The organism is Bacillus cereus group sp. BfR-BA-01316 (assembly GCF_022664195.1).
Taxonomy (GTDB): domain Bacteria; phylum Bacillota; class Bacilli; order Bacillales; family Bacillaceae_G; genus Bacillus_A.
Window position 1 is genome coordinate 1 of sequence record NZ_JAKUGX010000035.1, and the last position, 24,944, is coordinate 24,944.

The window sequence follows — 24,944 nt, forward strand, 5'->3', positions numbered from 1 at the left end:
CCCCCGCCCTCGGCACCATATGCGCCCGTAGCTCAATTGGATAGAGCGTTTGACTACGGATCAAGAGGTTAGGGGTTCGACTCCTCTCGGGCGCGCTTTTATTAACGGGAAGTGGCTCAGCTTGGTAGAGCACCTGGTTTGGGACCAGGGGGTCGCAGGTTCAAATCCTGTCTTCCCGATTTTCCCAAAAACATGGGGCCTTAGCTCAGCTGGGAGAGCGCCTGCCTTGCACGCAGGAGGTCAGCGGTTCGATCCCGCTAGGCTCCACTTTGTTTTTTATATGTCGGAGGTATACCCAAGTTCGGCTGAAGGGATCGGTCTTGAAAACCGACAGGCGGCGAGAGTCGCGCGGGGGTTCGAATCCCTCTACCTCCTCCATTTATTTTTAAAACATAATATCGTCGCGGGGTGGAGCAGTACGGTAGCTCGTCGGGCTCATAATCCGAAGGTCGCAGGTTCAAATCCTGTCCCCGCAACCAATGGTCCCGTGGTGTAGTGGTTAACATGCCTGCCTGTCACGCAGGAGATCGCCGGTTCGACCCCGGTCGGGACCGCCATTTTATGTTGGCTCGGTAGCTCAGTCGGTAGAGCAGAGGACTGAAAATCCTCGTGTCGGCGGTTCGATTCCGTCCCGAGCCATCATTTTTTTATTTTTTTTTTATTTTATGCCGGCTTAGCTCAATTGGTAGAGCAACTGACTTGTAATCAGTAGGTTGGGGGTTCAAGTCCTCTAGCCGGCATCATTTAGGGGCATAGTTTAAAGGTAGAACTGAGGTCTCCAAAACCTCCAGTGTGGGTTCGAGTCCTACTGCCCCTGTAAAGTATATGGGCCTATAGCTCAGCTGGTTAGAGCGCACGCCTGATAAGCGTGAGGTCGATGGTTCGAGTCCATTTAGGCCCACCATATATATTCCGCAGTAGCTCAGTGGTAGAGCTATCGGCTGTTAACCGATCGGTCGTAGGTTCGAGTCCTACCTGCGGAGCCATGGCCCGTTGGTCAAGTGGTTAAGACACCGCCCTTTCACGGCGGTAACACGGGTTCGAATCCCGTACGGGTCATAAAAAAAAGAGTCAGCATATTGCTGACTCTTTTTTATTATGTATAAGCCTCTTTTTATCACCTTATTTTCCTGAAATAAATAAAGGGATTTAGGAAAAGCTATGGTATGTATTAAAAGGAGGAGATGAAAAATGACACAAGTTAGAGAACTTATGAGTACTCATATCGTACATTGTACACCATTAGACAATGTATATGAGGCAGCTTTAAAAATGAAGGAAGAATCGGTTGGATTGATTCCTGTTATTGAAAATAAACAAGTTGTGGGGCTTGTTACTGATCGAGACTTAGTTGTTCGTGGGATTGCTGAAAAACATCCTGGATCTAATCAAATTACAAATGTAATGACAACAAACATTGTTTCAGTTTCTCCAAATGATTCTATTGAAAAAGCTACAGAATTAATGGCACAATATCAAATTAGACGGTTACCGGTAGTTGAGAGCGGTCAACTTGTTGGGATGCTAGCACTAGGTGATTTAGCTATAAGAAAATCAGCAGATGATCAAGCAGGGTTTGCTTTAAGTGAAATCTCAGAGCATACGGAATAAATTATGTATAAAGATCAGATACATTATTCTAGTATATACGGATTAAACTAATATGTTAGCGTGATGTATCTGAGACATTATATAATAAGTATAGAGTCAATATTTTTGACAGTTTTTTCAAATTTGTCATTCCTAATTTTTAATAAGAGAAAAAATGATATACTGAGAGATATAAGTATTATGACAGGTTTTGAATATAACAATATTTATTTTTAGTGTTGTAATAATGAATTAATATTTCCTACGTAGATAAAGTGAAACTTTAATTATTGGGGGTTTTGTCCATCCCCCAATGATTATTAGTTGAACCAATCGGGCTTTTACGGGCAGTTTTATCTCCCACCTAACTTCCTCGCATTCACTGAATTTTGAGGTGGGAGTCTTACTGCCCGTTAATGCGGGATAAAAAGGGAAGGGGAATTATATGAGGGCTGTACAGGGCGATCCAAATTGGAATTTGGTTACAGATACATATATAGAACCAAATAATTTCGCTGAGTTATTTTCTTTGCTTGTACCTTGTCATCCAAAAGGTGAAGGGAAAGAGCGAACTATATTAGTATGGAAAGAAAAAGAATTTTATAAAGAAGAAAATTTAGCGGCATTTATCGTATATGGCATGAATAAAGTAAAGAATTTACCGCAGTTTCATAAAGATGGAATTCCAACTCTAGTACGTATTCTTCGTTTATGTCAAGAGATTGGTTGGTATGAAGAGGCAAATGCTTTTATGATAACCCAAGGGCTAGATGAATTTGTCCAAACTTCATTGGAGTATGAAACATGGGATCTTTTGACGAAAGCAGTTGCTTTAAACTATTTAATTATTAAATATCGTATTGGTGAATTAACAGCTGAGGATGTAGAAATTTGGAATCGAGTTAAATTTAATGAGAAATGTATAACAGATTGCAAACATCTATTATCTCATAAAGAAGTATTGGAATTTACATTCTTTTATATATGTAAGCGAGCGAAAACACTATCAAAAGAGCAATTAAATAGTGATATGATGAGTCTGGCAATGTATTGTAATACTTTTGTGTATGATTTATATACACATGACTTATTACGAAAGTATCGTAAGTGTACAGACTTCCTATCATATTATGGACCTAGTCAAGCAGTTTTAGCTTGTCAAAGAGCTGTACTTTCACAAATTTCCGATCGATTAGACCCTTTAAAGACAACTCATGTAGATGATTATTTATATGTGATGAAAGAAATGATGGAGCATATGACGATAGGGGTAATGGATCGGTATGGTCATTTTATTGGAAAGTTACTATCATATGTACCATTTTTCGAAATGATCCAAGTTCCACAGCATGCATATTATTGTGAAGAATTACTGTATATTTGTAAGGGAATTGAATACAAAGAAGAAATACTACGCAATTATATATTTATACAATTACATGATTGTTTACCATCATTCTTTAAACTATTTCTTAAAAATAAGCGTTATGCAACGATTCATGATATTCTTTTCTATTGGTGCGACGATGAACAAAGAATGAGCCTAGAGAAAAAATATAATCTTAGTTTTATTTATGAAAAATATGCTTGTGGATAAACCGTATTTTACATATTAAAAATTAATATAAATTAAAAAGGATCTCAAGTTTATGTGAGATCCTTTTTTGTTAGTAAAACAAGGAGAAAGTAACTAAGATAAGAAATAACATTCCATAAAGGAGAAATTGTGCAGTATAACTTCCTTGTATACCAAAAAAAGTATTCATTTTTTCATATAAATTCAATATATATTTCATTGGATTATCTTTGAAAGATTGGTACACAGTGTCTCCTCTTTCTAAGCTTCTTGTTCATGTTTTTGGTTATTAGGAACATGAATGTATCTAGCTATGAATAATAAAACACCTATAAGGAATACAGGAAGTACGGTAGATAAATAAAAACCATTACTAATTATATTTGTTATAAGAGCACTCAAAAGAAAAATTGCATTATAAATATGGGCAATTCTTTGTTTTAGCCGCATTTGTAATGCTTCCATAATGATTTCTAAAGCAACAAAAGCAATAATAATAGATAAAAATACAATGTTCGTATTATAAATGATTAAACAACAGATTAAACCTAAAAAGGCCAGGTATTCAATAAATAGAGGTATATTGCGCGGCATATAATTTACCTAACTAAATATGGCAGTGGGTTTACTGCATTTGTTTTTTCAAAATTCCATTCTCCATTATGTAATTCGAAATGGAGATGTTGCCCGTATGAATGACCTGTGTTTCCCATATGACCTACTAATTGTCCAGTTTGTACTTGATCACCAGCTTGTACAGTGCGATCCTTCATATGAGCATAAACTGTTGTATATAATTTCCCATTTATTTGATGGGCGATGAACACGACATTGCCGTAGCTAGCCGAATAATAAGATTTCACAACTTTACCTGCAGCAGCAGCTTGAATAGAGACATTTCCTTGTGCTGCTATATCTATACCATAATGCATTTGCTCCCAGCGCATATCAAAAGTGGAGCTGATTTTCCCTTGAGTAGGGAATTTGAAAACTGCTGGAATTGATGCAGGTTGAGCTGTTTTAGCTTGTGCTTGATTTTGCACTACATAGTGTTTTGCTACATATCCGTATCCTGTGCCAAAACGAATTTTATACCAAGTACCTACCGTTTCTACTACTTGTACTTGTGTACCATTTTGTAATGAGCCAAGTAGAGTGCTACTTGTACTAGCATTGCTACGTACATTTAATTTTGGTGTTGCAACAGTATAAGAAGGAGAACCTTGTACAGTTACACCTTTTACTAGAGGTGTGGATCCATTAGATACAAATGTTTTTTGTGCGTATCCAATTTGACCGTTATGTAATATTTTGTACCAATCCCCTTGTTCACCTTGAATGGTAATGAATTGACCATTTGGTAATATATCTAGAATAGAAGACTCTGTATTAGGTTCAGAACGAACGTTTAATGCGTTTGCATTTACGATATATTGATACTTTGGTTGAACATTTTTTTTGAATAGAATTGCATCTTTTTTCATATAGCCTGTTTTGTTGTTAACAGATACTTTATACCAATCTTGAGTTGTCTCAAGAATAGTAACAGGGCTATTAAATCGAATGTTATCAATTATTGCACTGTCTGCATGGTTATTTTGATGTAGTGCAACGTTGTCAATTTTTACATATCCAGTTTTTACTGTAGATGGTTGCTTAGCAGCCGCTGTTTGTATATCGGATTCTCCCATAGAAGGAAGTAAAGAAGCAATTGCGATAGTAGTTGCTGTTAAAGCTGTAGCTTTCATATTCATGTAATAAAGACCTCCTCTAGTTGTATAGTTGTAATTTTATTATAGTATAAAGATATAATATATTGGTCGTATTCACATAAATGTAATATGAAATCAATAAAAATAATGTTAGAAGAGAGATTCGTATATAAATATTGTATATATCATTTGTGGGGGTGCATTTATATTTGTTTAACACGTTAAGATTTAATTCGCAATTAAGAAAATTAAAACAGTTGATGATGTCTTATGGCGGTGTTATACTGACAGTGATAATTTTATAGTTTGCTAGGAGGGCTGGTGTTGCCAGCTGAGAGTAGGGCCGTAAGCCTTTGATCCTTTTTATTACCTGATCTAGATTATGCTAGCGTAGGGAAGCAATTCGGACATTAACAATGAGTCCCCGTTTCTTTGCGTATAGAAACGGGGCTTTTTTATTTGAAAATTTCATATTAACACCACTAGGGGTGCTTTTCGTGCTGAGAGAGGAATAATCCTTAACCCTTACAACACCTGATCTAGATAATACTAGCGAAGGGAAGTGGAACAACGAATAAATTATAATTTTATTTGCTGTAACCACTTCTTATATACAGAAGTGGTTTTTTTATTGAGATAAATAGATATATAGGAAGGGGAATTATTAATGAAATTTTGTGAAAGATTATTTGATACGGTGCAGCCTGTTTGGGAGAAAAGTCATAATCATCCGTTTGTAGTAGGTATGGGAGATGGTACGTTGGAAAAAGACAAATTCCAGTACTATATTATTCAAGATTATTTATATTTGTTAGATTATGCAAAGCTATATGCAATTGGGGTTGTAAAGGCAACGAATCCACAAGTTATGGCAAAGTTTGCAGAGCAAATTGATGGGATTTTAAATGGTGAAATGACGATTCATAAACAGTATGCAAAAAGACTTGGCATTTCTGCACAAGAGATGGAATCTGCGAAACCATCTGCTAAAAATTTAGCCTATACAAATTACATGATGTCTGTATCTCAAAATGGCACGCTTGCAGAATTAATATCAGCTTTACTTCCATGTATGTGGAGCTATTGGGAGATTGGAAAGCGTTTAAATGATATTCCGGGAGCAAGAGATCATGAGTTCTTTGGAGAGTGGATTCAAGGATATAGTTCTGAAGAATACGGTAACCTTTGTATTTGGTTAATAGATTTATTAAATGAAATGGCAGTTGGAAAGTCAGAGAAAGAACTAGACCGATTAGAGGAGATTTTCTTATATTCCAGCCGATTTGAATATTTATTCTGGGATATGGCTTATCGTAAGGAGATGTGGGGTTTTGAGGAGCAAGAGCATACTACGGTTTCATAATGTTTCCTTTCATTATGATGAGAAACCAATCATCGATGAATTAAATGCTTCTATACAAGATAAAGAGTTTGTAAGTATTATCGGACCGAGTGGATGCGGGAAAAGTACTTTATTTCGCCTTATTACAGGCTTAGAAGAGGCAAGTACTGGACAGATAGAGCTGACAGAAACAAAGAGTCATTCTGTAGGGTATATGCCCCAAAAAGATATGCTCTTGCCGTGGAGGACGATTATTGAGAATGCGGCTTTACCGCTAGAGTGCCAAGGTGTGCAGAAGAAAGAAGCACAAGTAAAAGCGAAAGAACTGTTACATAAATTTGGTTTACAAGGGTACGAGAAAAAATATCCGAAAGATTTATCTGGTGGTATGAGACAACGCGTATCTTTTATCCGAACTTTATTAACAGGCGGGGAGATATTATTGTTAGATGAACCGTTTAGTGCATTGGACGCTTTAACGAAGGCATCTTTGCAAGAATGGTTGTTTGAACAATGGAAAGAGTGGGAAAAAACAATTTTATTTATCACTCATGATGTTGAGGAAGCATTGTTTCTTTCTAATCGAATTTTGGTTGTAGAAAATCAACCGATAGCAACTTTAACTGAGCGAATTGTGCCGCTTGATCGTAACCGAACAAGAAAAGATTTATATAAGCCTGAAGTGTTAGCGCTTAAAGAAGAGCTCCTTAGTATGTTACAAAGGCAGGTACTTGTATGATGAATCGTTTGAAGGAGCTATTACCTGCCCTAACAGTAAGTGGAATTTTACTTGCTCTATGGGAAGTAGGAGCAAGAATTGTAGATGAGATGTACATTTTGCCATCACCTTCTGCAATTGTAATGAAGATATGGGCGCTGAAAGATATATTATTTACGGTTCATTTACCTGCAACGTTGTACGTCGTTTTAATAGGCGTTGTTATTTCTATCGTACTGGGCGTAGGGCTAGCAATGTTAATGAATGCGAGTACGTGGATGGAAAGAGCATTTTATCCATTATTAGTAGCTTCACAAACAATCCCGATTACAGCACTTGCGCCGCTATTTGTTTTATGGTTTGGATATACCATTTGGAGCAAGGTTGTTGTCACAGTTTTAATTACATTTTTCCCAATTGCGGTAAATACGTATGATGGACTGCGTAGTACGAATAAAGAATGGGAGGAGCTCTTAGTTACGTATGGTGCAACGAAAAAAGATATTTTTCTAAAGCTAAAATTGCCATCTGCTCTTCCTTACTTTTTCTCAGCGTTAAAAATTGCAGTTCCGCTTAGTGTTATCGGGGCAGCAATTGGAGAATGGCTCGGTGCACAAGCTGGGCTTGGATATTTCAGTAAAAGAATGATGACGCAGTTAGACGGAGCTGGTGTATTTGCACCAATTGTATTGTTATCATTATTAGCTATTTTCTTCGTCATACTTGTTTCGATATTAGAAAAGAAATTTATTAGTTGGAGGAAACATTCATGAAATTATTAAAACGCATCTTTGTGTTTACATTATTAGTTGCAATGATTGCAGGATGTTCGAGTAACTCGGCATCGGATAAGAATAAATCAGAAAAAGAAATAACAGTAATGCTTGATTGGTACCCCAATGCGGTACATAGCTTTATTTATACGGCAATTGAAAAAGGATACTTTAAAGAAGAAGGAGTCAAGGTGAATATTAAATTCCCTTCTAATCCGACTGATCCATTAACGCTAGCAGCAGCAGGGAAAGTGACAGTTGGTTTGTATTATCAACCAGATGTTGTCATGGCAAAAGCAAATGAACAAATTCCAGTGAAATCAATTGGAGCTGTCGTACGTTCGCCGTTAAATCATGTTGTATCGCTGAAATCAGCAGGTATTAAGTCACCTAAAGACTTAGAAGGAAAAACAGTTGGATATTCTGGAACACCTTTAAGTGAAGCATATTTAAAAACGATGGTAAAAGAAGATGGTGGTAATCCAGATACAGTAAAAGTAGTCGATGTTGGATTCGATTTAGTACCAGCGTTAATTACGAAAAAAGTGGATGCTGTAACAGGAGCATACATTAACCATGAAGTACCTGTCATGCGTCATGAGGGCCATGAACCAGCGTACTTTAATCCAGCTGATTACGGTGTGCCGAATTATCATGAGCTTGTGTTTGTAACAGGTGATAAAACTTTGAAAAAGGATAAAGAAGCATTACAGGCCTTTTTACGTGGTGCGAAAAAAGGATATGATTTCATGAAGAAAAATCCGGATGAAGCATTAAATATTTTATTAAATCATCAAGAAAAAGAAAACTTCCCACTAGTACCAGAAGTTGAAAAAGAAAGTATGAAAATTTTATTAGAGAAGATGGAAACGAAAGATGAGCCATTCTTATCAGATTCAAAAGAGTCATGGGAGAAACAAAATAAATGGCTGAAAGAAAAAGGAATGACGAAAGAAATCGTTCCAGCCGATGAATTATTCGAAAACATTTTAAAGTAGGCGAATGAATATGAAAAATGAGCTCCATGTAATCTCAAATGGTCACATGCCATTCGAAGAGTTAGTGAATGTAGCGATGCAAATTGAGAGTGAGATTGATTATTTGCATATTCGTGAGCGTGAGAAAAGTACGAAGGAATTGTATGAAGGTGTGGAAAGTCTTTTGGGGAAAGGCTTTCCGGCATCGAAGATAGTGATAAATGATCGAATTGATATTGCTATTCTATTAAATATTCCGCGTGTGCAGCTAGGATATCGAAGCGCAGATGTAAGGTCGGTGAAAGAAAAGTTTTCTTATTTGCATGTTGGCTATTCAGTACATTCTTTAGATGAAGCGATAGTGGCATTTAAAAATGGAGCGGATTCACTCGTTTACGGTCATGTATTTCCAACGGCTTGTAAAAAGGATGTGCCAGCAAGAGGATTAGAAGAAATTGCTCATATGGCAAGATGTTTATCCATACCAATAACTGCAATTGGTGGAATCACTCCTGAAAATACAGGTGATGTTCTTGCAAATGGTGTAAGTGGCATTGCTGTTATGTCCGGGATTATAAGCAGTAGTAATCCGTATAGCAGAGCGAAATCTTATAAGGAATCAATAAGAAAGTGGGCGGAAAAACATGTGTAAGAAGTATGATGTAGCGATTATTGGCGGAGGTGTAATTGGTAGTTCAGTTGCACACTTTCTAGCAGAAAGAGGGCATAAAGTAGCGATTATAGAGAAACAAAGAATCGCATCTGAAGCTTCGAAAGCAGCTGCTGGTTTGCTCGGTGTTCAGGCAGAATGGGATGAATATGATCCGTTGTTTGAGCTTGCTAGAGAAAGCCGTGCTATATTTCCACAACTTGCAGCAGTTTTACGTGAAAAGACAGGCATCGATATTGGGTATGAAGAAAAAGGTATTTATCGCATTGCCCAAACTGAAGAGGAGAAAGAAAGAATTCTTCATATTATGGATTGGCAACAGAAAACAGGTGAAGATTCCTATTTTCTAACGGGGGATCGTTTGCGGGAAAAAGAACCGTTTCTTTCCGAGTCAATTATAGGGGCTGTATATTACCCAAAAGACGGTCACGTTATTGCGCCAGAGCTTACGAAAGCATTCGCACACTCAGCAGCATTTTCTGGAGCTGACATATATGAACAAACAGAAGTATTTGATATTCGAATTGAAAATGATACAGTGACTGGGATTGTTACGAGCGAAGGCATCATCACATGCGAAAAAATCGTTATTGCTGGAGGGTCATGGAGTACGAAATTACTACATTACTTCCATAGTGATTGGGGTACATATCCTGTTAAGGGAGAGGTTGTTGCAGTAAGAAGTAGGAAGCCGTTATTGAAAGCTCCTATTTTCCAAGAAAGATTTTATATCGCCCCAAAGCGCGGTGGGCGTTACGTAATTGGAGCAACGATGAAGCCTCATACGTTCAATAAAACTGTACAACCAGAAAGTATTACTTCCATATTAGAGCGTGCTTATACAATATTACCTGCTTTAAAAGAAGCAGAATGGGAAAGCACATGGGCAGGATTAAGGCCACAATCAAATCATGAAGCTCCTTATATGGGAGAGCATGAAGAAATAAAAGGTTTATATGCTTGTACGGGCCATTATCGAAACGGCATTTTATTAAGTCCTGTTTCAGGTCAGTATATGGCTGATTTAATAGAAGGAAAGCAGGAGAATCACTTGCTAGATTCATTGCTTTCTAAAACGGTTTAGAAAGGGGATGGAAGTTTGAATTTAAAAATTAATGGTAACCAAGTTGAAGTACCAGAGAGTGTAAAAACAGTAGCTGGGTTACTTACACATTTAGAGTTAGATAACAGAATTGTTGTAGTAGAACGTAATAAAGATATTTTACAAAAAGATGATCATAACGATACATCTGTTTTTGATGGAGACCAAATTGAGATTGTAACTTTCGTAGGAGGCGGTTGATTATGTTAAACATTGGACCATTTTCATTTCATTCTAGACTTTTATTAGGAACAGGGAAATTCTCTGATTTTGATGTGCAGCAAAAGGCAATTGATGTTTCTGAAGCTGAAATTTTAACATTTGCAGTACGTCGTATGGATATATTTGATGCAAAGCAGCCTAATTTATTAGAGAAACTAGATGTAAAAAAATATACGTTATTACCGAATACAGCAGGAGCAAAAAATGCTGAAGAAGCTGTTCGTATTGCAAAATTAGCAAAAGCTTCTGGGCTTTGTGACATGATAAAAGTAGAAGTTATTGGTGATGATAAAACGTTATTACCTGATCCAGTAGAAACATTGAAAGCATCTGAAATGTTACTGGAAGAAGGATTTATTGTACTTCCGTATACATCTGATGATGTTGTATTAGCACGTAAATTACAAGAACTTGGTGTGCACGCGATTATGCCAGGAGCATCACCAATCGGATCAGGACTTGGCATTGTAAATCCATTAAATTTAAGCTTCATTATTGAACAAGCGACAGTACCAGTTATCGTTGACGCTGGTATTGGTAGTCCAGCTGATGCGGCATTTGCAATGGAATTAGGAGCAGATGGCGTGTTATTAAATACGGCTGTATCAGGAGCAAAAGATTCTATTAAGATGGCATCCGCGATGAGATTAGGTATTGAGGCAGGCCGTTTAGGGTTTGAAGCAGGTCGTATTGCACGCAAGCGCTGTGCAACGGCAAGTAGTCCTTTAGAAGGAATGAGCGTAGTTGAATAATCGATATTCTCGCCAAGAACTATTTTCTCCAATCGGGGAAGAAGGACAACAAAAGATAAGTGAAAAGCATGTACTTATTATCGGTGCGGGTGCATTAGGTAGTGCAAATGCAGAAATGTTTGTAAGAGCAGGTGTTGGCAAGGTAACAATTGTTGACCGTGATTATGTAGAATGGAGTAATTTACAAAGACAACAATTGTATGCAGAAAGCGATGTAGAGAATAATCTTCCGAAAGCTGTAGCGGCAAAGAAACGTCTAGAAGAGATTAATAGTGAAGTAAGAATAGAAGCTCTCGTTCAAGATGTAACGGCTGAAGAATTAGAAGAACTCGTTACAAACGTTGATGTAATGATTGATGCGACTGATAATTTCGAGACACGTTTCATCGTTAATGATATATCGCAAAAATATTCTATTCCGTGGATTTACGGAGCGTGTGTAGGTAGTTACGGCCTTTCTTACACAATTCTTCCTAGTAAAACGCCATGTTTATCTTGTTTGTTACAATCGATTCCGCTTGGCGGAGCGACGTGTGATACAGCGGGGATTATATCGCCTGCTGTATCTCTTGTCGTTTCTCATCAAGTAACGGAAGCCCTGAAACTGTTAGTGGAAGATTACGAATCACTTCGAGATGGACTTGTGTCATTTGATGTATGGAAGAATGAATATTCATGTATGAATGTGCAAAAACTTCGTAAGCATAATTGTCCATCGTGCGGTGAGAATGCGTTATATCCATATTTAAATAAAGAAAATACATCGAAAACAGCAGTTTTATGCGGAAGAAATACAGTTCAAATTAGACCACCGTATAAAGAGGAAATCGATTTTGAACAATATAAAAAACTGCTGAATGGTCGCGTGAATGATTTGAATGTAAACCCATATTTATTATCATTTTCTGTTGAAGAAAAGAGATTAGTTGCCTTCAAAGATGGGCGTGTACTTGTACATGGAACGAAAGATATAAGTGAAGCGAAAACAATTTATCATCGCTATTTTGGATAGAAGAGGATGAGAGAGATGAAAGTAAATAAAGCTTTAACAATTGCTGGATCAGACAGCGGGGGCGGTGCTGGAATTCAAGCAGATTTAAAAACGTTCCAAGAGCTTGGTGTGTATGGAATGACAGCTATTACAGCAATTACTGCTCAAAATACGCTTGGCGTTCAAGGGGTATATCCTGTTTCTTTAGAAGGAATTACGGAACAGCTGAATTCAATTGGTACGGATTTAACACCAGATGCTGTGAAACTAGGGATGCTATTTAGCAGTGAAATTATTCAAATTGTTGCAGAACATATTAAGAAATTTGGCTGGAATAATATTGTACTAGATCCTGTTATGATTGCTAAAGGTGGTGCGTCATTATTACAACAAGAAGCAGTACAAGCATTAAAAGAATATTTATTGCCACTAGCTACTGTTGTAACACCGAATGTTCCGGAGGCAGAAGTGCTAACTGGGATGGGGATTCAAAATATAGAAGATAGTAAAGGAGCTGCGAAAGTATTGCATGAATTAGGGGCTAAATATGTTCTTATGAAGGGCGGGCATGCAGAATATCAAGGTAATGAAGTAATTGATTTACTCTTTGATGGAGAAGAGTTTATTGAATTTAGAAGTGAACGAATTCCTTCGAAGCAAACGCACGGAAGCGGATGTACATTCGCCTCTGCAGTTACAGCAGGACTTGCTAAAGGGTATTCAATCGAAGAAGCAGTTCAAGAGGCAAAACAATTTATTAGTATAGCGATTGAAGAGCCGTTGAATATTGGAAGTGGTCATGGACCAACGAATCATTTTGCATATAAGATGAATAATACACGTGTATAAAGACATGAGAAGCCAGTTTGTTAACTGGCTTTTTTTATGTTTACTTTTTCCAAATACAGGAGTAATATATCAGCCAGAATACATTTTTTGTAATACGCTGAGTCCAATTGTATGGAGCGGAGGAACCAATTTGTGCGTCGTCACTAGGGGTGAATCTTTCAATTTTGAAAGTAGGGCTACTCTCAAAGTCCGAATCCGACAGCTAACTTCGTAAGCGTTTTGAGAGAGGATGGTGCCCTGATGGATACATCACTTCATCGATCTGATTAGTATAGGAGAATATCAATCTATGTTTGAGTTCTTTTATGCTAAGGAGGATGAGGTATATGGAATTAACGCTTATTTGTGTTGGAGAAGAAAATAAGGTAAAGAGTTTAAGAGAGCTAGTAGCAGTTCAGCATGAGTTAATTATTTTTACAGCAAATGAAGAGATAGCAGCTGAAGTTAAGGGTTATGGATTTAAATCAGCTTATAGCTGTAATAAGGAGCAGGATTTTACTAGTATTTGCGAGCGTATTAAGAAGGTGATTTTACTAGGAGATGAGCTTCCGATAGTTAGTTTCTTCACAGAACGCATTCGTTTTTCTTTTCAAGCGCCTATTACTGTTGTTACAAGGAATAAACGATATCCGGCCAGGCTCTATGAAACAATTGGAGCTAAATTTGTCGTGTTTACAAATTGTGATAATATTTCTTTTTTATTTTTTGAATAGGACGGGGGAAACGAAGATGAAGGTATTGTTACTAGGAGATATAGCGAATCGTTGGGGGGTATCGGTAGAACGAGTTCAAGAATTGGTAGTGCTCGATCCTATTTTTCCAAGGCCATATATAATATTGCCATCGAAAGATGCTTTATATTTAAAAACAGATATTATCGAATATGAGCAGCTACATGCAGAACTGTCACAAGTTTATATTCGAGGGAGAAATTTACGTGCATTTTTGCGTGAAGAATAAAAGTTGAATGAAAAGAGAGCGAATGCTGAGTGCAACAAGCTATGCACCTCATGTCATTCGCTCTTTTTATTTCATATTTAAAAGATCATTTCTATGAAAAAGAAAGAAAAGACAAGAAAATAGATGAAAGAACATTAATAATACTCAATGTAAGCGTTTAAACGGCAGAATATTTTCTTATTTTAAGTAATTCACCTCTTTACAAGTTAAATATAGAGGAGTATATTTACTCTCATAAATCATTCATAAAATTTCCAAAAAAACCTAAAATCGCTGAGTTCCAGAAATGGAGCGGGGGAACCAATTTTGTGCATCGTCACTTGGGGTGAATCTTTCAGTTTTGAAAGTAGGGCTACTCTTTAGGCCCGAATCCGACAGCTAACCTCGTAAGCGTTTAGAGAGGAGGTTTACTTTGTGTTGTTCACTTCGAACACTAAGTAGAGCTTAGTGTTCTTTTTTTGATGAGTAAATGTAAAATTTTAACAAAAAAGTGAGGGATAGCTATGTTAGATGTTGTAATGATCGGGATATTTGTTGTATTAGTTGCATCGATGGCAAGCCTGGCAAGTTGGTCAGATAAAGTTGTGAAAGAAGGGAAGCAATCATGATGATTGCCTTATCGGTTATTGTTGCAGCGATTACGGTGTACTTAGTGTACGCATTATTAAATCCAGAAAAGTTTTAATTAGGGGGAATCATTCATTATGATTTGGGTTGCAGTTGTTATTACAATGCTCTTGTTTATTTTAGTAGCAAAGCCAACGGGGATTTATTTAGAGAAAGCTTTTCAAGGTAGCAAAATGCTAGATAAAGTATTCGGGCCTTTTGAAAAACTTATTTTTAAAATTACGGGTGTAAAAGCATACAATCAAACGTGGAAACAGTACGCATTATCATTAGTTTTACTCAATGGATGCATGATTGTTGTCGTATATTTCATTTTCAGATTACAAGGTGTGCTGCCGCTAAACCCAGCACATATTGAAGGAATGGAGCCTACGCTCGCTTTTAATACAGCGATTAGTTTTATGGCTGATACAAACTTACAGCATTATAGCGGTGAAAATGGTTTATCTTATTTATCACAATTAGTCGGGATTACATTTTTAATGTTTGCGGCACCAGCAACGACGTTAGCACTCGTTATGGCGTTTATAAGAGGACTCGCTGGAAAAGAACTTGGTAACTTTTTCGTTGATTTTACGAGAGCTTTAACGAGAGTTTTTCTTCCTATCGCATTTATTGCGGCGTTAGTCTTTGTCGCACTTGGTGTACCACAAACGTTAGACGGGGCAGTTACAGCACAAACAATTGATGGTGCGAAGCAAAGTATTTTACGTGGTCCAGTTGCATCATTGGTTTCCATTAAGGAACTTGGAAATAACGGCGGTGGATTTTTTGGGGCAAACTCTACGCATCCTTTTGAAAATCCAGGACAAATGAGTAATATTTTGCAAATGATGCTTATGATGTTATTGCCAACAGCACTACCATTTACGTACGGACGAATGGTAGGAAATAAAAAACAAGGACGTATCCTTTTCGTTTCACTATTTATGGTGTTTTTACTAGGGTTTATAACGATTACTACAGCTGAATTAAATGGGAATCCAGCGTTAAATGGAATGGGTATCGAACATGTACAAGGAAGTACAGAAGGAAAAGAAGTACGATTTGGAACAGTATTTTCTTCACTATACGCAACAGTAACGACAGCTGCTGAAACAGGGGCTGTTAATACGATGCATGATACGTTAACACCGATTGGTGGGTTAGTTCCACTCGTAAATATGATGTTAAATACAGTATATGGCGGCGTTGGAGCAGGTTTTGTGAATATTATTATGTATGCGATTATTGCAGTCTTTATATCTGGGTTAATGGTTGGACGGACACCAGAGTTTTTAGGTAAGAAAATTGAAGGGAAGGAAATGAAATTAATTGCGGTAACGATTTTATTTCATCCATTGCTTATTTTAGGATTTTCAGCATTAGCTCTTTCAACAAGTTTAGGAACGGATGCAATTTCTCATTCAGGTTTCCACGGTTTAACGCAAGTTGTATATGAGTATACATCGTCAGCTGCGAATAACGGATCTGGATTTGAAGGCTTAGCAGATAATACACTGTTTTGGAATATTACAACTGGTTTAGTTATGTTTTTAGGGCGCTATTTCAGCTTAATTACGATGTTGGCTGTTGCAGCTTCACTGAAAGAGAAGACGGTAGTACCAGAAACAGTCGGAACGTTCCGTACGGATAATAGTTTATTTGGTGGCATCTTCATCGGAACGATTGTAATTGTCGGTGCATTAACATTCTTCCCGATGTTAGTACTCGGCCCGATTGCAGAATTTCTTACATTGAAGTAATGGAGGGTAAATGATGAGACCGGTAGTAGTAAAAGAAAAACAAGTGAATGAGTCACAAATACATGTTGTAGAAGATGAGGTTAGACAAGCGAAAACGATGGATCGTGATATCGTGACACATGCGATGAAACAATCCTTTGCAAAATTGAATCCGAAAGTAATGATAAAAAATCCTATTATGTTCGTTGTGGAAATTGGATTTATAATAACGTTACTTTTATCCTTTCTTCCAAGTAGCTCTAGTAGTGTACCAGGGTGGTTTAATATAACAGTTTCTCTCATTCTATTATTTACAGTTTTATTTGCTAACTTTGCAGAAGCGTTAGCTGAAGGTCGTGGTAAAGCGCAAGCAGATTCTTTAAAACAATCGAAAAAAGATGTATTTGCAAATGTTGTAAAAGAAAATGGAGATATTGTTCAAGTTTCAGCAACTGATCTGAGAAAAGGTGACGTTGTTATTGTAAAACAAGGAGAAATGATTCCGAACGATGGCGAAGTAATTAAAGGATTAGCGTCTGTGGATGAATCTGCAATAACAGGAGAATCAGCTCCTGTTATAAAAGAAGCAGGTGGAGATTTTTGTTCAGTAACTGGCGGTACGATGGTCGTAAGTGATGAGATTACAATTGTCATTACGAGTAACCCTGGTGAATCATTTATCGATAAAATGATTTCTTTAGTAGAAGGAGCTGCTCGTCAAAAAACGCCGAATGAGATTGCTTTAAATACAGTATTAACGAGTTTAACGCTTATTTTCTTAATCGTTGTTGTGACGTTGCCGATTTTTACAAATTATCTAGGGTTTCAAATTGATACAGCTGTACTTGTAGCGTTGTTAGTTTGTTTAATTCCAACGACAATTGGTGGGCTATTATCAGCGATTGGTATTGCTGGGATGGACCGTGTGACAAAGTTTAATGTGCTAGCAATGTCAGGGAAAGCAGTAGAAGCTGCGGGTGATATTAATACAATTATTTTAGATAAAACAGGTACGATTACTTTCGGGAACCGTATGGCACATACACTGCTTCCTGTAGGAAATGAAACGATTGAGCAAGTAGGAAAATGGGCTGCGATTAGCTCAGTTTTAGATGAAACACCAGAAGGTCGATCAGTTATAGAATATGTACAAACGAAATCTATATCATATAGTAGAGAACTTGCAGAACAAGGTGAATTTGTTCCATTTAAAGCAGAAACGAGAATGAGCGGTGTTGATTTACAGGATGGAACGAAAGTGAGAAAAGGTGCTGTTGGTGCTGTGATTGAATGGGTTCAATCACAAGGCGGAACGATTCCGAAAGATGTGAATCAAAAAGCAGATTTAATTTCAAAAGAGGGCGGGACACCACTTGTAGTTGCAGTGGATGATCGTATTTACGGTTTAATTTATTTAAAGGATACAGTAAAACCTGGTATGCGTGAGCGTTTTGAACAATTGCGCCAAATGGGAATTAAAACGGTTATGTGTACAGGGGATAACCCATTAACGGCAGCAACAATTGCAAAAGAAGCAGGGGTAGATGAATTCGTTGCCGAGTGTAAACCAGAAGATAAAATTGCGGTTATTAAAGCAGAGCAAGATAAAGGGAAACTTGTAGCGATGACAGGTGATGGTACAAATGATGCCCCGGCATTAGCGCAAGCTGACGTTGGATTAGCGATGAATAGTGGTACGACAGCTGCAAAAGAAGCAGCAAATATGATTGATTTAGATTCGAATCCAACGAAAATTATTGAGGTTGTAGGAATTGGTAAGCAATTGTTAATGACACGCGGTGCGTTAACGACGTTTAGTATTGCGAATGATATTGCGAAATATTTTGCTATCATTCCAGCGATGTTTACATTAGCAATTCCGCAAATGGAAGCATTAAACATTATGAAATTAACATCACCGCTTTCAGCAATCTTATCAGCATTAATATTTAATGCAGTTATTATTCCGTTACTCATTCCGTTAGCGATGAAAGGTATTGCGTATAAACCAATGAGTTCTAATGCACTACTTAGTCGAAACTTACTCATTTACGGACTTGGCGGAGTGATCGTTCCGTTCATTGGAATTAAAGTAATTGATATGATTGTCGGCTTGTTCATATAAGGAAGAGGGGAAAAAAGATGGCGAAAAAACAAAGTATACTTTCACCAATTATTCGTATTACTTTTACATTTCTAGTCTTGTGCGGCCTTGTATACCCGTTAATTGTAACTGGTATTGCGCAAGCGGTAATGAAGGATAATGCGGATGGAAGTCTTATATATAATGATAAAGATGAAATAGTTGGTTCAAAATTAATCGGTCAAAATTTCACAGATCCACGTTATTTTCATGGACGTGTCTCTAGTATAGAATATAAAGCAGAAGCATCCGGTTCAAATAACTATGCACCGTCTGATCCAGATTTAGCAAAACGAGTTGAGAAAAGTATTGAAGACTGGAAGAAACAAAATCCAACCATTCCAGTTACAGAAGTACCGATAGATTTAGTGACGAATTCGGGTTCAGGGCTTGATCCTGACATTAGTCCAAAAGCGGCTTCTGTGCAGGTAGATCGCATCTCGAAATTAACGAATATTCCGAAAGAAAAGCTGGATCAATTGATTAAGGATCAAACGGAAGGTGCTGCACTTGGCTTGTTTGGAGAAGATCGCGTGAACGTCTTAAAGTTAAATTTAGAATTACAGAAATTAATGAAATAGTAACAGTGCTACCTCAATCTAACGGATTGAGGTAGTGTTGTTTCGAAAGAAAGGTTGTGAGTGTTTTGTATGCGGATGACTATAAACCGACGTTTCAAAGGCGAACACCAGAAGAGTATTTAGAATACATTCGTCAACAAAATCGTGGGAAGTTAAAGCTATATGTAGGAGCGGCTCCAGGAGTAGGAAAAAGTTATAAAATGCTATTTGATGCAAGAGAGATGAAAAAAGACGGTATTGATATTGTAGTTGGTTTAATTGAAACACACGGTAGAAAAGAGACGGAAGAAGCAATTGCTGATTTAGAAAAAGTTCCTTTAAAAGAAATAGATTATAAAGGAAAAGTATTTTATGAACTTGATATAGAAGGAATTATAAAGCGGGCACCACAAATTGTTGTTGTGGATGAACTTGCGCATAGTAATATTCCCGGGTCGAAAAATAAGAAACGTTACATGGATGTGCAGGAATTGTTAGATGCCGGTATATCTGTATTATCAGCATTTAATATTCAACATTTAGAAAGCGTTCACGACATTGTAGCTCAAATTACGAATGTAAAAGTACGAGAACGAATTCCGGATTTTATTTTGCAAAAAGCAAATGAAATTCAGCTTGTTGATGCAACGCCCGAGGTATTAAGGAAGAGATTAATAGATGGAAAGATATATAAAGAGGAAAAAATTCAACAAAGCTTACAAAATTTCTTTACGCTTAACAATTTAGGGGCACTACGGGAATTATCGCTTCGCGAAGTTGCAGATGATATGGATGAGAAAATTAGCCAAACTGTTATAGAACCGATCGGTGTGAAAGAAAAAATTCTCGTTTGTGTACAATACAGTTCAACAGCAGAGAAATTAATAAGACGGGGATGGCGCATGGCAGATCGGTTAAACGCTGAAATGTATGTCTTAAACGTAGAAAGGGAAAATATAGATTCTATTTCAGCAGGGAAAAAGCAAACAATTGAAGAGTGGAAATCGCTAACGAATCAATTTGATGCGAGCTTTGTGTTAGAAGAGGCGAAAGGAAGAAAGCCAGCGGATGTTATTATTGAAGTCGCGAAAAGACTACAAGTGACGCAGGTTTTACTCGGGCAATCGGCAAGAACACGATGGGAAGAAATTCGAAAAGGTTCTATTGTAAATGAAATTATGAGGCAAACGAAGTATATTGATATTCATATTGTTGCTGATCAGAGGGCGTAAAATAGAGACCACCTTTCAGGTAGTCTCTATTTTACTTTTTGTACAGTATGAAAATTTAATGTTTTTATTGTGTATCAGACTAGTGGAAGAAAAAAATTTTCAAGCCTTTTGAATATAGTTTCTGAAAGAACTCATATATAATAGAAAAAGATACTTAACATAGTGAACAATTAAAGAGTCAATATATAGAGAAAGAGGAGAGAGTAACATGCTTGAAAATACGGGTTTAGTATTAGAAGGCGGAGGTATGCGCGGTGTATATACGGGCGGGATTCTAGAATACTTTATGGAACAAGATTTGTATTTTCCATATGTAATCGGTGTATCAGCTGGTGCTTGTCACGCAGCGTCGTATCTTTCCAGACAAAGAAATAGAAATAAGACAGTAAATATTGATTATGCATCACATCCGCAATATTTATCGTATAAAAACTTGTGGAAAAAGCGTCAATTATTTGATATGGATTTCATTTTTCATGAAATTCCAGAAAAGCATGTACCGTTTGATTTTGAAACATACTTTAATAGTCCAGAGCGTTTCCTTGTAGGAACAACAGATTGTGAAACAGGACAACCCGTTTATTTTGAAAAAGAGGGAACGAATGATGATGCGTTAAATTTATTGCAAGCGTCTAGTTCATTGCCTTTCATTGCACCAGCAGTAAATTACCGAGGTAAGCAATTGTTAGATGGCGGGATTTCAGATCCGATTCCAGTTCGTAAAGCACAGGAAGATGGATTTGAAAAATCAGTCGTTATTTTAACGAGAAATCATGGTTATGCGAAGAAAAAATCAAAATTTGGTTGGGTTGCAGCGAAAGCTTATAAAAAATATCCAAACCTTGTGAATACGATGTTGACGCGTTATGAAGTGTATAATGAAACACTTCACTACATTGAAAGAGAAGAACAAGCGGGTAATTTATTTGTTATTAGACCAGAAGTTCTGCTTCAAGTAGATCGTATGGAAAAAGATACAGCAAAGCTACAAAATTTATATGAGCAAGGCTATGAAGATGCGAAGAGACAATTTGCAGATTTACAGGCGTTTTTGCAAAAATAATAATTAGGCTGTGGAGAAGATTGTCTCTGCAGTCTTTTTTATTTATGAAAAAATCCCTCTTTATGAGGGATTTTAATGTGGTAAGAATACCAATTGATAAGCGAACAAGATTCCGAATAAATACACAAGTGGGTGAACAGTACGGAATTGTCCTTTTGCCACTTTCATAAGTGGGTATGAAATAAATCCAAGTGCAATACCTGTTGAGATACTTGATGTAAGTGGCATGCTTAAGATTACTAAAAATGCTGGGAATGCTTCATCGAACGTATCCCAATCGATATATCGAACTGAACCCATCATAAGACTACCAACGATGATTAATGATGGTGCTGTAATAGCTGAAACGCCAGAAACAGCGCTCACTAAAGGTCCGAAGAATGCTGCTACTGCAAAGAGTACAGCTACTGTAATTGTTGTTAGGCCAGTACGACCACCAGCTGCAACACCAGCAGATGATTCAATGTAAGCTGTTGATGGTGTTGTTCCGAACATAGCTCCAATTGTTGCTGAGAATGAGTCAGATAGAAGAGCTCGTCCTGCTTTTGGAAGCTTTCCGTCTTTCATAAATCCGCCTTGTTGTGCAACGCCAAGTAATGTTCCTGTTGTATCAAATAGTGTAACGAGGAAGAATGAGAACACAACGCCGTATAATCCGTAATTAATTACATCAGAAACAGCAGTAATTGGATTTGAAACGATAATTCCTTCTGGTAATCCAGGCATTGATGTAACGCCATTTGAAAATGTTAATTGACCTGTGAAGTAAGCGATAATACCAGTTAATAACATTCCGATAAATAGTGCCCCGTTTATATTTAGAGACATAAGGACAATTGTAATTCCGAGTCCAGCTAATGCTAGTAAAACAGGAGGAGAATGAAGATCACCAAGTCCAACTAAGTTAGAATCATGTTTTGTAACAATTCCTGTTAAGCGTAAACCGATAAAAGCGATAAAAAGACCAATACCAGCAGTCAGTGCATGTTTTAAGTTCTCAGGAATTACTTCCATTAATTTTGTACGGAAAGATGTAAATGATAACAAAATTAAGATCATACCTGCTACGAATACAGCAGAGAATGCAATTGCGAAAGTCATGCCTTCATGTGCTTTTACAACAGAGTAAGAGAAGTAAGCATTTAACCCCATACCTGGTGCAATTGCGATTGGTAAGTTTGTAAAGATTGCCATAAATAATGTTCCGACAACAGCGGCGATAATTGTAGCTGTAAATGCTTGTTCAAATGGAACGCCTGCATCCCCAAGGATGACAGGGTTTACGACAATGATATATGCCATTGTTAAAAAGGTAATAATACCTGCCATAATTTCAGTTTTAATAGAAGTTTTATGTTTTGAAAGGTTAAACATATAAACATCCTTTCTTTTTACGAATGATTTTCACAACAGTTATATATAATATTCGTTTTTAAATCATTTTGCAAGAGTTTTGCATAAAAAGTTTAGAACAATTCATATTTTATGTCTTAAATTCGAATATTAACCGTAAAGAAGCATGTGAATTGCCGTTTTTTAATGTGTAAGTACTTTTGGATATTGTGCACATTATAAGGAAAAGGAGTTGAAGGAAGTTATGCCACAGCAAAAAAACTTTTTAACAATGCCAGCGCAACATCAAAATAAACAGCCTGGTATTGAATCGTTAATGAATCCTCTTCCAAAGTTTGAAGATCCAAATTATAAAGGAAGCGAAAAATTAAAAGGAAAGAATGTATTAATTACAGGGGGAGATAGTGGGATTGGACGAGCTGTGTCCATCGCTTTTGCAAAAGAGGGAGCAAATATTGCGATTGCTTATTTAGACGAGGATGAAGATGCAAATGTGACGAAACAACTTGTTGAAAAAGAAGGCGTGGATTGTGTATTACTGCCGGGGGATTTGAGTATTGAACAACATTGTAAAGATATTGTGGAAGAGACCGCCCGGCAGCTGGGGAGTTTAAATGTTCTTGTGAATAACGTCGCACAGCAATATCCGCAGCAAGGACTAGAGTATATTACAGCAGAACAGTTAGAAAAAACGTTCCGTATTAATATTTTTTCTTATTTTCATGTTGCAAAAGCAGCGCTCTCCCATTTAAAGCAAGGGGATGTAATTATAAACACAGCATCTATCGTTGCATATGAAGGAAATGAAACGTTGATTGATTATTCTGCAACGAAAGGAGCAATTGTCGCTTTTACAAGATCGTTATCTCAGTCGTTAGTACAAAAAGGAATTCGTGTAAATGGAGTTGCACCAGGACCAATTTGGACACCGCTTATTCCATCTAGTTTTGATGAGAAAAAAGTATCACAGTTTGGGAGCAATGTTCCTATGCAAAGACCTGGTCAGCCGTATGAATTAGCGCCTGCATATGTATATTTGGCGTCTAGTGATTCGGCATATGTGACGGGACAGATGATACATGTAAATGGTGGAGTAATTGTGAATGGATAGTTTTCATTTATAAGAGCAAAGTAAAGTTAATTGTATTTTTCATGATGTTAGTGCTAGGGAGGATTTAGATGAAAAAAGTCTGGTTTATCGTAATCCTATTTTTCTGCCTACCAGCTAGCGTATTTGCTAATACAGATCATTTAATATTAGTTAACCTTACGACGAATCAGCTTTCTTTTTTTGAAGATGGAAACTATACTAGAACATTTCCGATAACGACAGGAAGAGACAGGACCCCCACGCCTGAGGGTGATTTTTGTATTATAACTAAATATAAAAATAAAGAATACCATCGTAAAAAAATACCTGGGGGTGCACCGAATAATCCTCTCGGTACGAGATGGCTAGGTCTGGATAAAAAGGAATATGCCATTCACGGGACAAATCGTGAAGGAACGATTGGAAGTCGGGAATCAAATGGTTGTATTCGAATGCATGATCGCGATATACAGTGGTTATACGACCGGGTACAATTACAGACAAAAGTAATTATTTCTCGTTTTCATACGAGTCCCGAATATGAAGCTTATAAGCTTGGTTATCGTGTTGTGAGCTGGAATGGTCGTAAAGTAGAAGAAGAACAAATTGGAATGCTTACGTTAGTAGATCGTGTAAATATATATTGGCAAGAGCCAAATGGACAATTGACGAAAGTAAAAACGGTATTGCCAAATGAAAAATACAAAGTGTATTCCAAACGAAAAGATGGAACCTATTATATAGGAAACAATTTGTATATTGTAGAGGAAACGGGAGAAAAAATTCGTTATGAGCAATTACCTTATTCGATTTTAAGTAATATATATAAGCGGAAATATAATATTCCATAATAGCTACCGTACATAGGCGGTAGCTTATTTGTGATGTGGAAAATGAAACAGCAACTATTAGATTTTG

Annotated in this window: 26 protein-coding genes, 12 tRNA genes and 4 riboswitches; of the genes, 35 read left to right on the top strand and 3 right to left on the bottom strand. The window is 37.0% G+C overall.

The features are described 5' to 3' along the window. Window positions 1-21: 21 nt before the first annotated feature. The 14 genes from MR071_RS21120 (at window position 22) to MR071_RS21185 (ending at window position 3,187) form a co-directional block, all read left to right on the top strand. Window positions 22-95 (top strand) — tRNA-Arg (locus MR071_RS21120). A gap of 10 nt (window positions 96-105) precedes the next feature. Then, window positions 106-179 (top strand) — tRNA-Pro (locus MR071_RS21125). Window positions 180-194: 15 nt separating this feature from the next. Next, window positions 195-267: transfer RNA gene (locus MR071_RS21130), tRNA-Ala, on the top strand. Between the two features lie 18 nt (window positions 268-285). Further along, window positions 286-378 (top strand) — tRNA-Ser (locus MR071_RS21135). 24 nt (window positions 379-402) lie between these two features. Next, window positions 403-479: transfer RNA gene (locus MR071_RS21140), tRNA-Met, on the top strand. A gap of 2 nt (window positions 480-481) precedes the next feature. Next, window positions 482-557, top strand: a tRNA-Asp gene (locus tag MR071_RS21145). A gap of 9 nt (window positions 558-566) precedes the next feature. Then, window positions 567-639: transfer RNA gene (locus tag MR071_RS21150), tRNA-Phe, on the top strand. Between the two features lie 28 nt (window positions 640-667). Then, window positions 668-740: transfer RNA gene (locus tag MR071_RS21155), tRNA-Thr, on the top strand. Window positions 741-746: 6 nt separating this feature from the next. Continuing rightward, a tRNA-Trp gene (locus MR071_RS21160) sits at window positions 747-817 on the top strand. 10 nt (window positions 818-827) lie between these two features. Then, window positions 828-904, top strand: a tRNA-Ile gene (locus MR071_RS21165). A 7-nt stretch (window positions 905-911) separates the two neighbouring features. Beyond that, window positions 912-986 (top strand) — tRNA-Asn (locus MR071_RS21170). Window position 987: 1 nt separating this feature from the next. Then, a tRNA-Glu gene (locus MR071_RS21175) sits at window positions 988-1,059 on the top strand. A 132-nt stretch (window positions 1,060-1,191) separates the two neighbouring features. Continuing rightward, on the top strand, window positions 1,192-1,611 hold the full coding sequence (locus tag MR071_RS21180; protein ID WP_105585858.1) for a CBS domain-containing protein: 420 nt from the start codon (window positions 1,192-1,194) through the stop codon (window positions 1,609-1,611). Between the two features lie 424 nt (window positions 1,612-2,035). Continuing rightward, complete coding sequence (locus MR071_RS21185; RefSeq protein WP_105585857.1) at window positions 2,036-3,187, top strand: DUF3965 domain-containing protein; 1,152 nt, start codon at window positions 2,036-2,038, stop codon at window positions 3,185-3,187. A 240-nt stretch (window positions 3,188-3,427) separates the two neighbouring features. Here MR071_RS21185 and MR071_RS21190 read toward each other — a convergent pair whose 3' ends face one another. Both MR071_RS21190 and MR071_RS21195 read right to left on the bottom strand, forming a co-directional pair. Beyond that, complete coding sequence (locus tag MR071_RS21190; RefSeq protein WP_105585855.1) at window positions 3,428-3,760, bottom strand: hypothetical protein; 333 nt, start codon at window positions 3,758-3,760, stop codon at window positions 3,428-3,430. Between the two features lie 5 nt (window positions 3,761-3,765). Beyond that, window positions 3,766-4,920 carry an SH3 domain-containing protein gene (locus MR071_RS21195; protein ID WP_242237846.1) on the bottom strand — a complete coding sequence of 385 codons (1,155 nt, stop codon included), beginning with the start codon at window positions 4,918-4,920 and terminating at the stop codon, window positions 3,766-3,768. Between the two features lie 259 nt (window positions 4,921-5,179). Beyond that, window positions 5,180-5,292: riboswitch (TPP riboswitch) on the top strand. Window positions 5,293-5,352: 60 nt separating this feature from the next. Continuing rightward, window positions 5,353-5,456, top strand: a riboswitch (TPP riboswitch). Between the two features lie 89 nt (window positions 5,457-5,545). Between MR071_RS21195 and tenA the strand changes: the two genes are divergently transcribed. The 19 genes from tenA to MR071_RS21290 all read left to right on the top strand — a co-directional run bounded on the left by tenA (window position 5,546) and on the right by MR071_RS21290 (window position 21,583). Continuing rightward, window positions 5,546-6,241 (top strand): thiaminase II, encoded by a 696-nt coding sequence (gene tenA / locus MR071_RS21200; RefSeq protein ID WP_002159241.1) that lies wholly within the window; start codon window positions 5,546-5,548, stop codon window positions 6,239-6,241. Beyond that, window positions 6,210-6,959, top strand: coding sequence for an ABC transporter ATP-binding protein (locus MR071_RS21205; protein WP_242237847.1), 750 nt, complete (start codon window positions 6,210-6,212; stop codon window positions 6,957-6,959). The genes tenA and MR071_RS21205 overlap by 32 nt, the downstream gene beginning before the upstream one ends. Beyond that, complete coding sequence (locus MR071_RS21210) at window positions 6,959-7,711, top strand: ABC transporter permease (protein WP_242237915.1); 753 nt, start codon at window positions 6,959-6,961, stop codon at window positions 7,709-7,711. Before MR071_RS21205 ends, MR071_RS21210 begins: the two co-directional genes overlap by 1 nt. Then, complete coding sequence (locus tag MR071_RS21215) at window positions 7,708-8,709, top strand: ABC transporter substrate-binding protein (protein ID WP_242237848.1); 1,002 nt, start codon at window positions 7,708-7,710, stop codon at window positions 8,707-8,709. The genes MR071_RS21210 and MR071_RS21215 overlap by 4 nt, the downstream gene beginning before the upstream one ends. A gap of 10 nt (window positions 8,710-8,719) precedes the next feature. Continuing rightward, window positions 8,720-9,340, top strand: coding sequence for a thiazole tautomerase TenI (gene tenI, locus MR071_RS21220; protein ID WP_113936771.1), 621 nt, complete (start codon window positions 8,720-8,722; stop codon window positions 9,338-9,340). Beyond that, the gene (gene thiO, locus MR071_RS21225) at window positions 9,333-10,442 is read left to right on the top strand and encodes a glycine oxidase ThiO (protein WP_242237850.1); all 1,110 of its coding nucleotides are present in this window, start codon (window positions 9,333-9,335) and stop codon (window positions 10,440-10,442) included. Before tenI ends, thiO begins: the two co-directional genes overlap by 8 nt. A 15-nt stretch (window positions 10,443-10,457) precedes the next feature. After that, a complete protein-coding gene (gene thiS / locus MR071_RS21230; RefSeq protein WP_105585848.1) occupies window positions 10,458-10,661 on the top strand; it encodes a sulfur carrier protein ThiS in 204 nt (67 codons plus the stop codon). A gap of 2 nt (window positions 10,662-10,663) precedes the next feature. Continuing rightward, complete coding sequence (gene thiG, locus MR071_RS21235) at window positions 10,664-11,434, top strand: thiazole synthase (protein WP_242237852.1); 771 nt, start codon at window positions 10,664-10,666, stop codon at window positions 11,432-11,434. After that, complete coding sequence (gene thiF, locus MR071_RS21240) at window positions 11,427-12,446, top strand: thiazole biosynthesis adenylyltransferase ThiF (RefSeq protein WP_242237854.1); 1,020 nt, start codon at window positions 11,427-11,429, stop codon at window positions 12,444-12,446. The genes thiG and thiF overlap by 8 nt, the downstream gene beginning before the upstream one ends. 15 nt (window positions 12,447-12,461) lie before the next feature. After that, on the top strand, window positions 12,462-13,274 hold the full coding sequence (gene thiD / locus MR071_RS21245) for a bifunctional hydroxymethylpyrimidine kinase/phosphomethylpyrimidine kinase (RefSeq protein ID WP_242237856.1): 813 nt from the start codon (window positions 12,462-12,464) through the stop codon (window positions 13,272-13,274). A gap of 85 nt (window positions 13,275-13,359) precedes the next feature. Continuing rightward, window positions 13,360-13,507: riboswitch (cyclic di-AMP (ydaO/yuaA leader) on the top strand. 93 nt (window positions 13,508-13,600) lie between these two features. After that, a complete protein-coding gene (locus MR071_RS21250) occupies window positions 13,601-13,987 on the top strand; it encodes a hypothetical protein (protein ID WP_242237858.1) in 387 nt (128 codons plus the stop codon). A gap of 16 nt (window positions 13,988-14,003) precedes the next feature. Continuing rightward, window positions 14,004-14,234, top strand: coding sequence for a hypothetical protein (locus MR071_RS21255; RefSeq protein ID WP_242237860.1), 231 nt, complete (start codon window positions 14,004-14,006; stop codon window positions 14,232-14,234). Between the two features lie 261 nt (window positions 14,235-14,495). Continuing rightward, a riboswitch (cyclic di-AMP (ydaO/yuaA leader) is annotated at window positions 14,496-14,641 on the top strand. A gap of 96 nt (window positions 14,642-14,737) precedes the next feature. After that, window positions 14,738-14,842, top strand: coding sequence for a SipW-dependent-type signal peptide-containing protein (locus MR071_RS21260; RefSeq protein WP_000887889.1), 105 nt, complete (start codon window positions 14,738-14,740; stop codon window positions 14,840-14,842). Further along, complete coding sequence (gene kdpF / locus MR071_RS21265; protein WP_000972378.1) at window positions 14,839-14,919, top strand: K(+)-transporting ATPase subunit F; 81 nt, start codon at window positions 14,839-14,841, stop codon at window positions 14,917-14,919. Before MR071_RS21260 ends, kdpF begins: the two co-directional genes overlap by 4 nt. Window positions 14,920-14,938: 19 nt before the next feature. Next, window positions 14,939-16,606, top strand: a complete 1,668-nt coding sequence (kdpA, locus tag MR071_RS21270; protein ID WP_242237862.1) for a potassium-transporting ATPase subunit KdpA — start codon at window positions 14,939-14,941, stop codon at window positions 16,604-16,606. 13 nt (window positions 16,607-16,619) lie between these two features. Then, window positions 16,620-18,710, top strand: coding sequence for a potassium-transporting ATPase subunit KdpB (kdpB, locus tag MR071_RS21275; protein WP_142395835.1), 2,091 nt, complete (start codon window positions 16,620-16,622; stop codon window positions 18,708-18,710). Window positions 18,711-18,727: 17 nt separating this feature from the next. Then, entirely contained in the window at window positions 18,728-19,309 is a 582-nt protein-coding gene (gene kdpC / locus MR071_RS21280; RefSeq protein WP_105585839.1) for a K(+)-transporting ATPase subunit C, read from the top strand. Between the two features lie 56 nt (window positions 19,310-19,365). Beyond that, complete coding sequence (kdpDN, locus tag MR071_RS21285) at window positions 19,366-20,520, top strand: KdpD-like non-kinase potassium sensor (protein WP_242237863.1); 1,155 nt, start codon at window positions 19,366-19,368, stop codon at window positions 20,518-20,520. Between the two features lie 208 nt (window positions 20,521-20,728). Then, entirely contained in the window at window positions 20,729-21,583 is an 855-nt protein-coding gene (locus tag MR071_RS21290; protein WP_242237865.1) for a patatin-like phospholipase family protein, read from the top strand. A gap of 72 nt (window positions 21,584-21,655) precedes the next feature. On the opposite strand, the gene MR071_RS21295 is transcribed toward MR071_RS21290, so the two are convergent. Next, window positions 21,656-22,957 (bottom strand): NCS2 family permease, encoded by a 1,302-nt coding sequence (locus MR071_RS21295; protein WP_242237866.1) that lies wholly within the window; start codon window positions 22,955-22,957, stop codon window positions 21,656-21,658. A gap of 223 nt (window positions 22,958-23,180) precedes the next feature. On the opposite strand from MR071_RS21295, the gene MR071_RS21300 reads away from it, so the two are divergent. Together MR071_RS21300 and MR071_RS21305 are read left to right on the top strand one after the other, a co-directional pair. Next, on the top strand, window positions 23,181-24,047 hold the full coding sequence (locus tag MR071_RS21300; protein WP_242237868.1) for an SDR family oxidoreductase: 867 nt from the start codon (window positions 23,181-23,183) through the stop codon (window positions 24,045-24,047). A 68-nt stretch (window positions 24,048-24,115) separates the two neighbouring features. Further along, window positions 24,116-24,877, top strand: coding sequence for a L,D-transpeptidase (locus MR071_RS21305; RefSeq protein WP_242237870.1), 762 nt, complete (start codon window positions 24,116-24,118; stop codon window positions 24,875-24,877). Window positions 24,878-24,944: the final 67 nt, after the last annotated feature.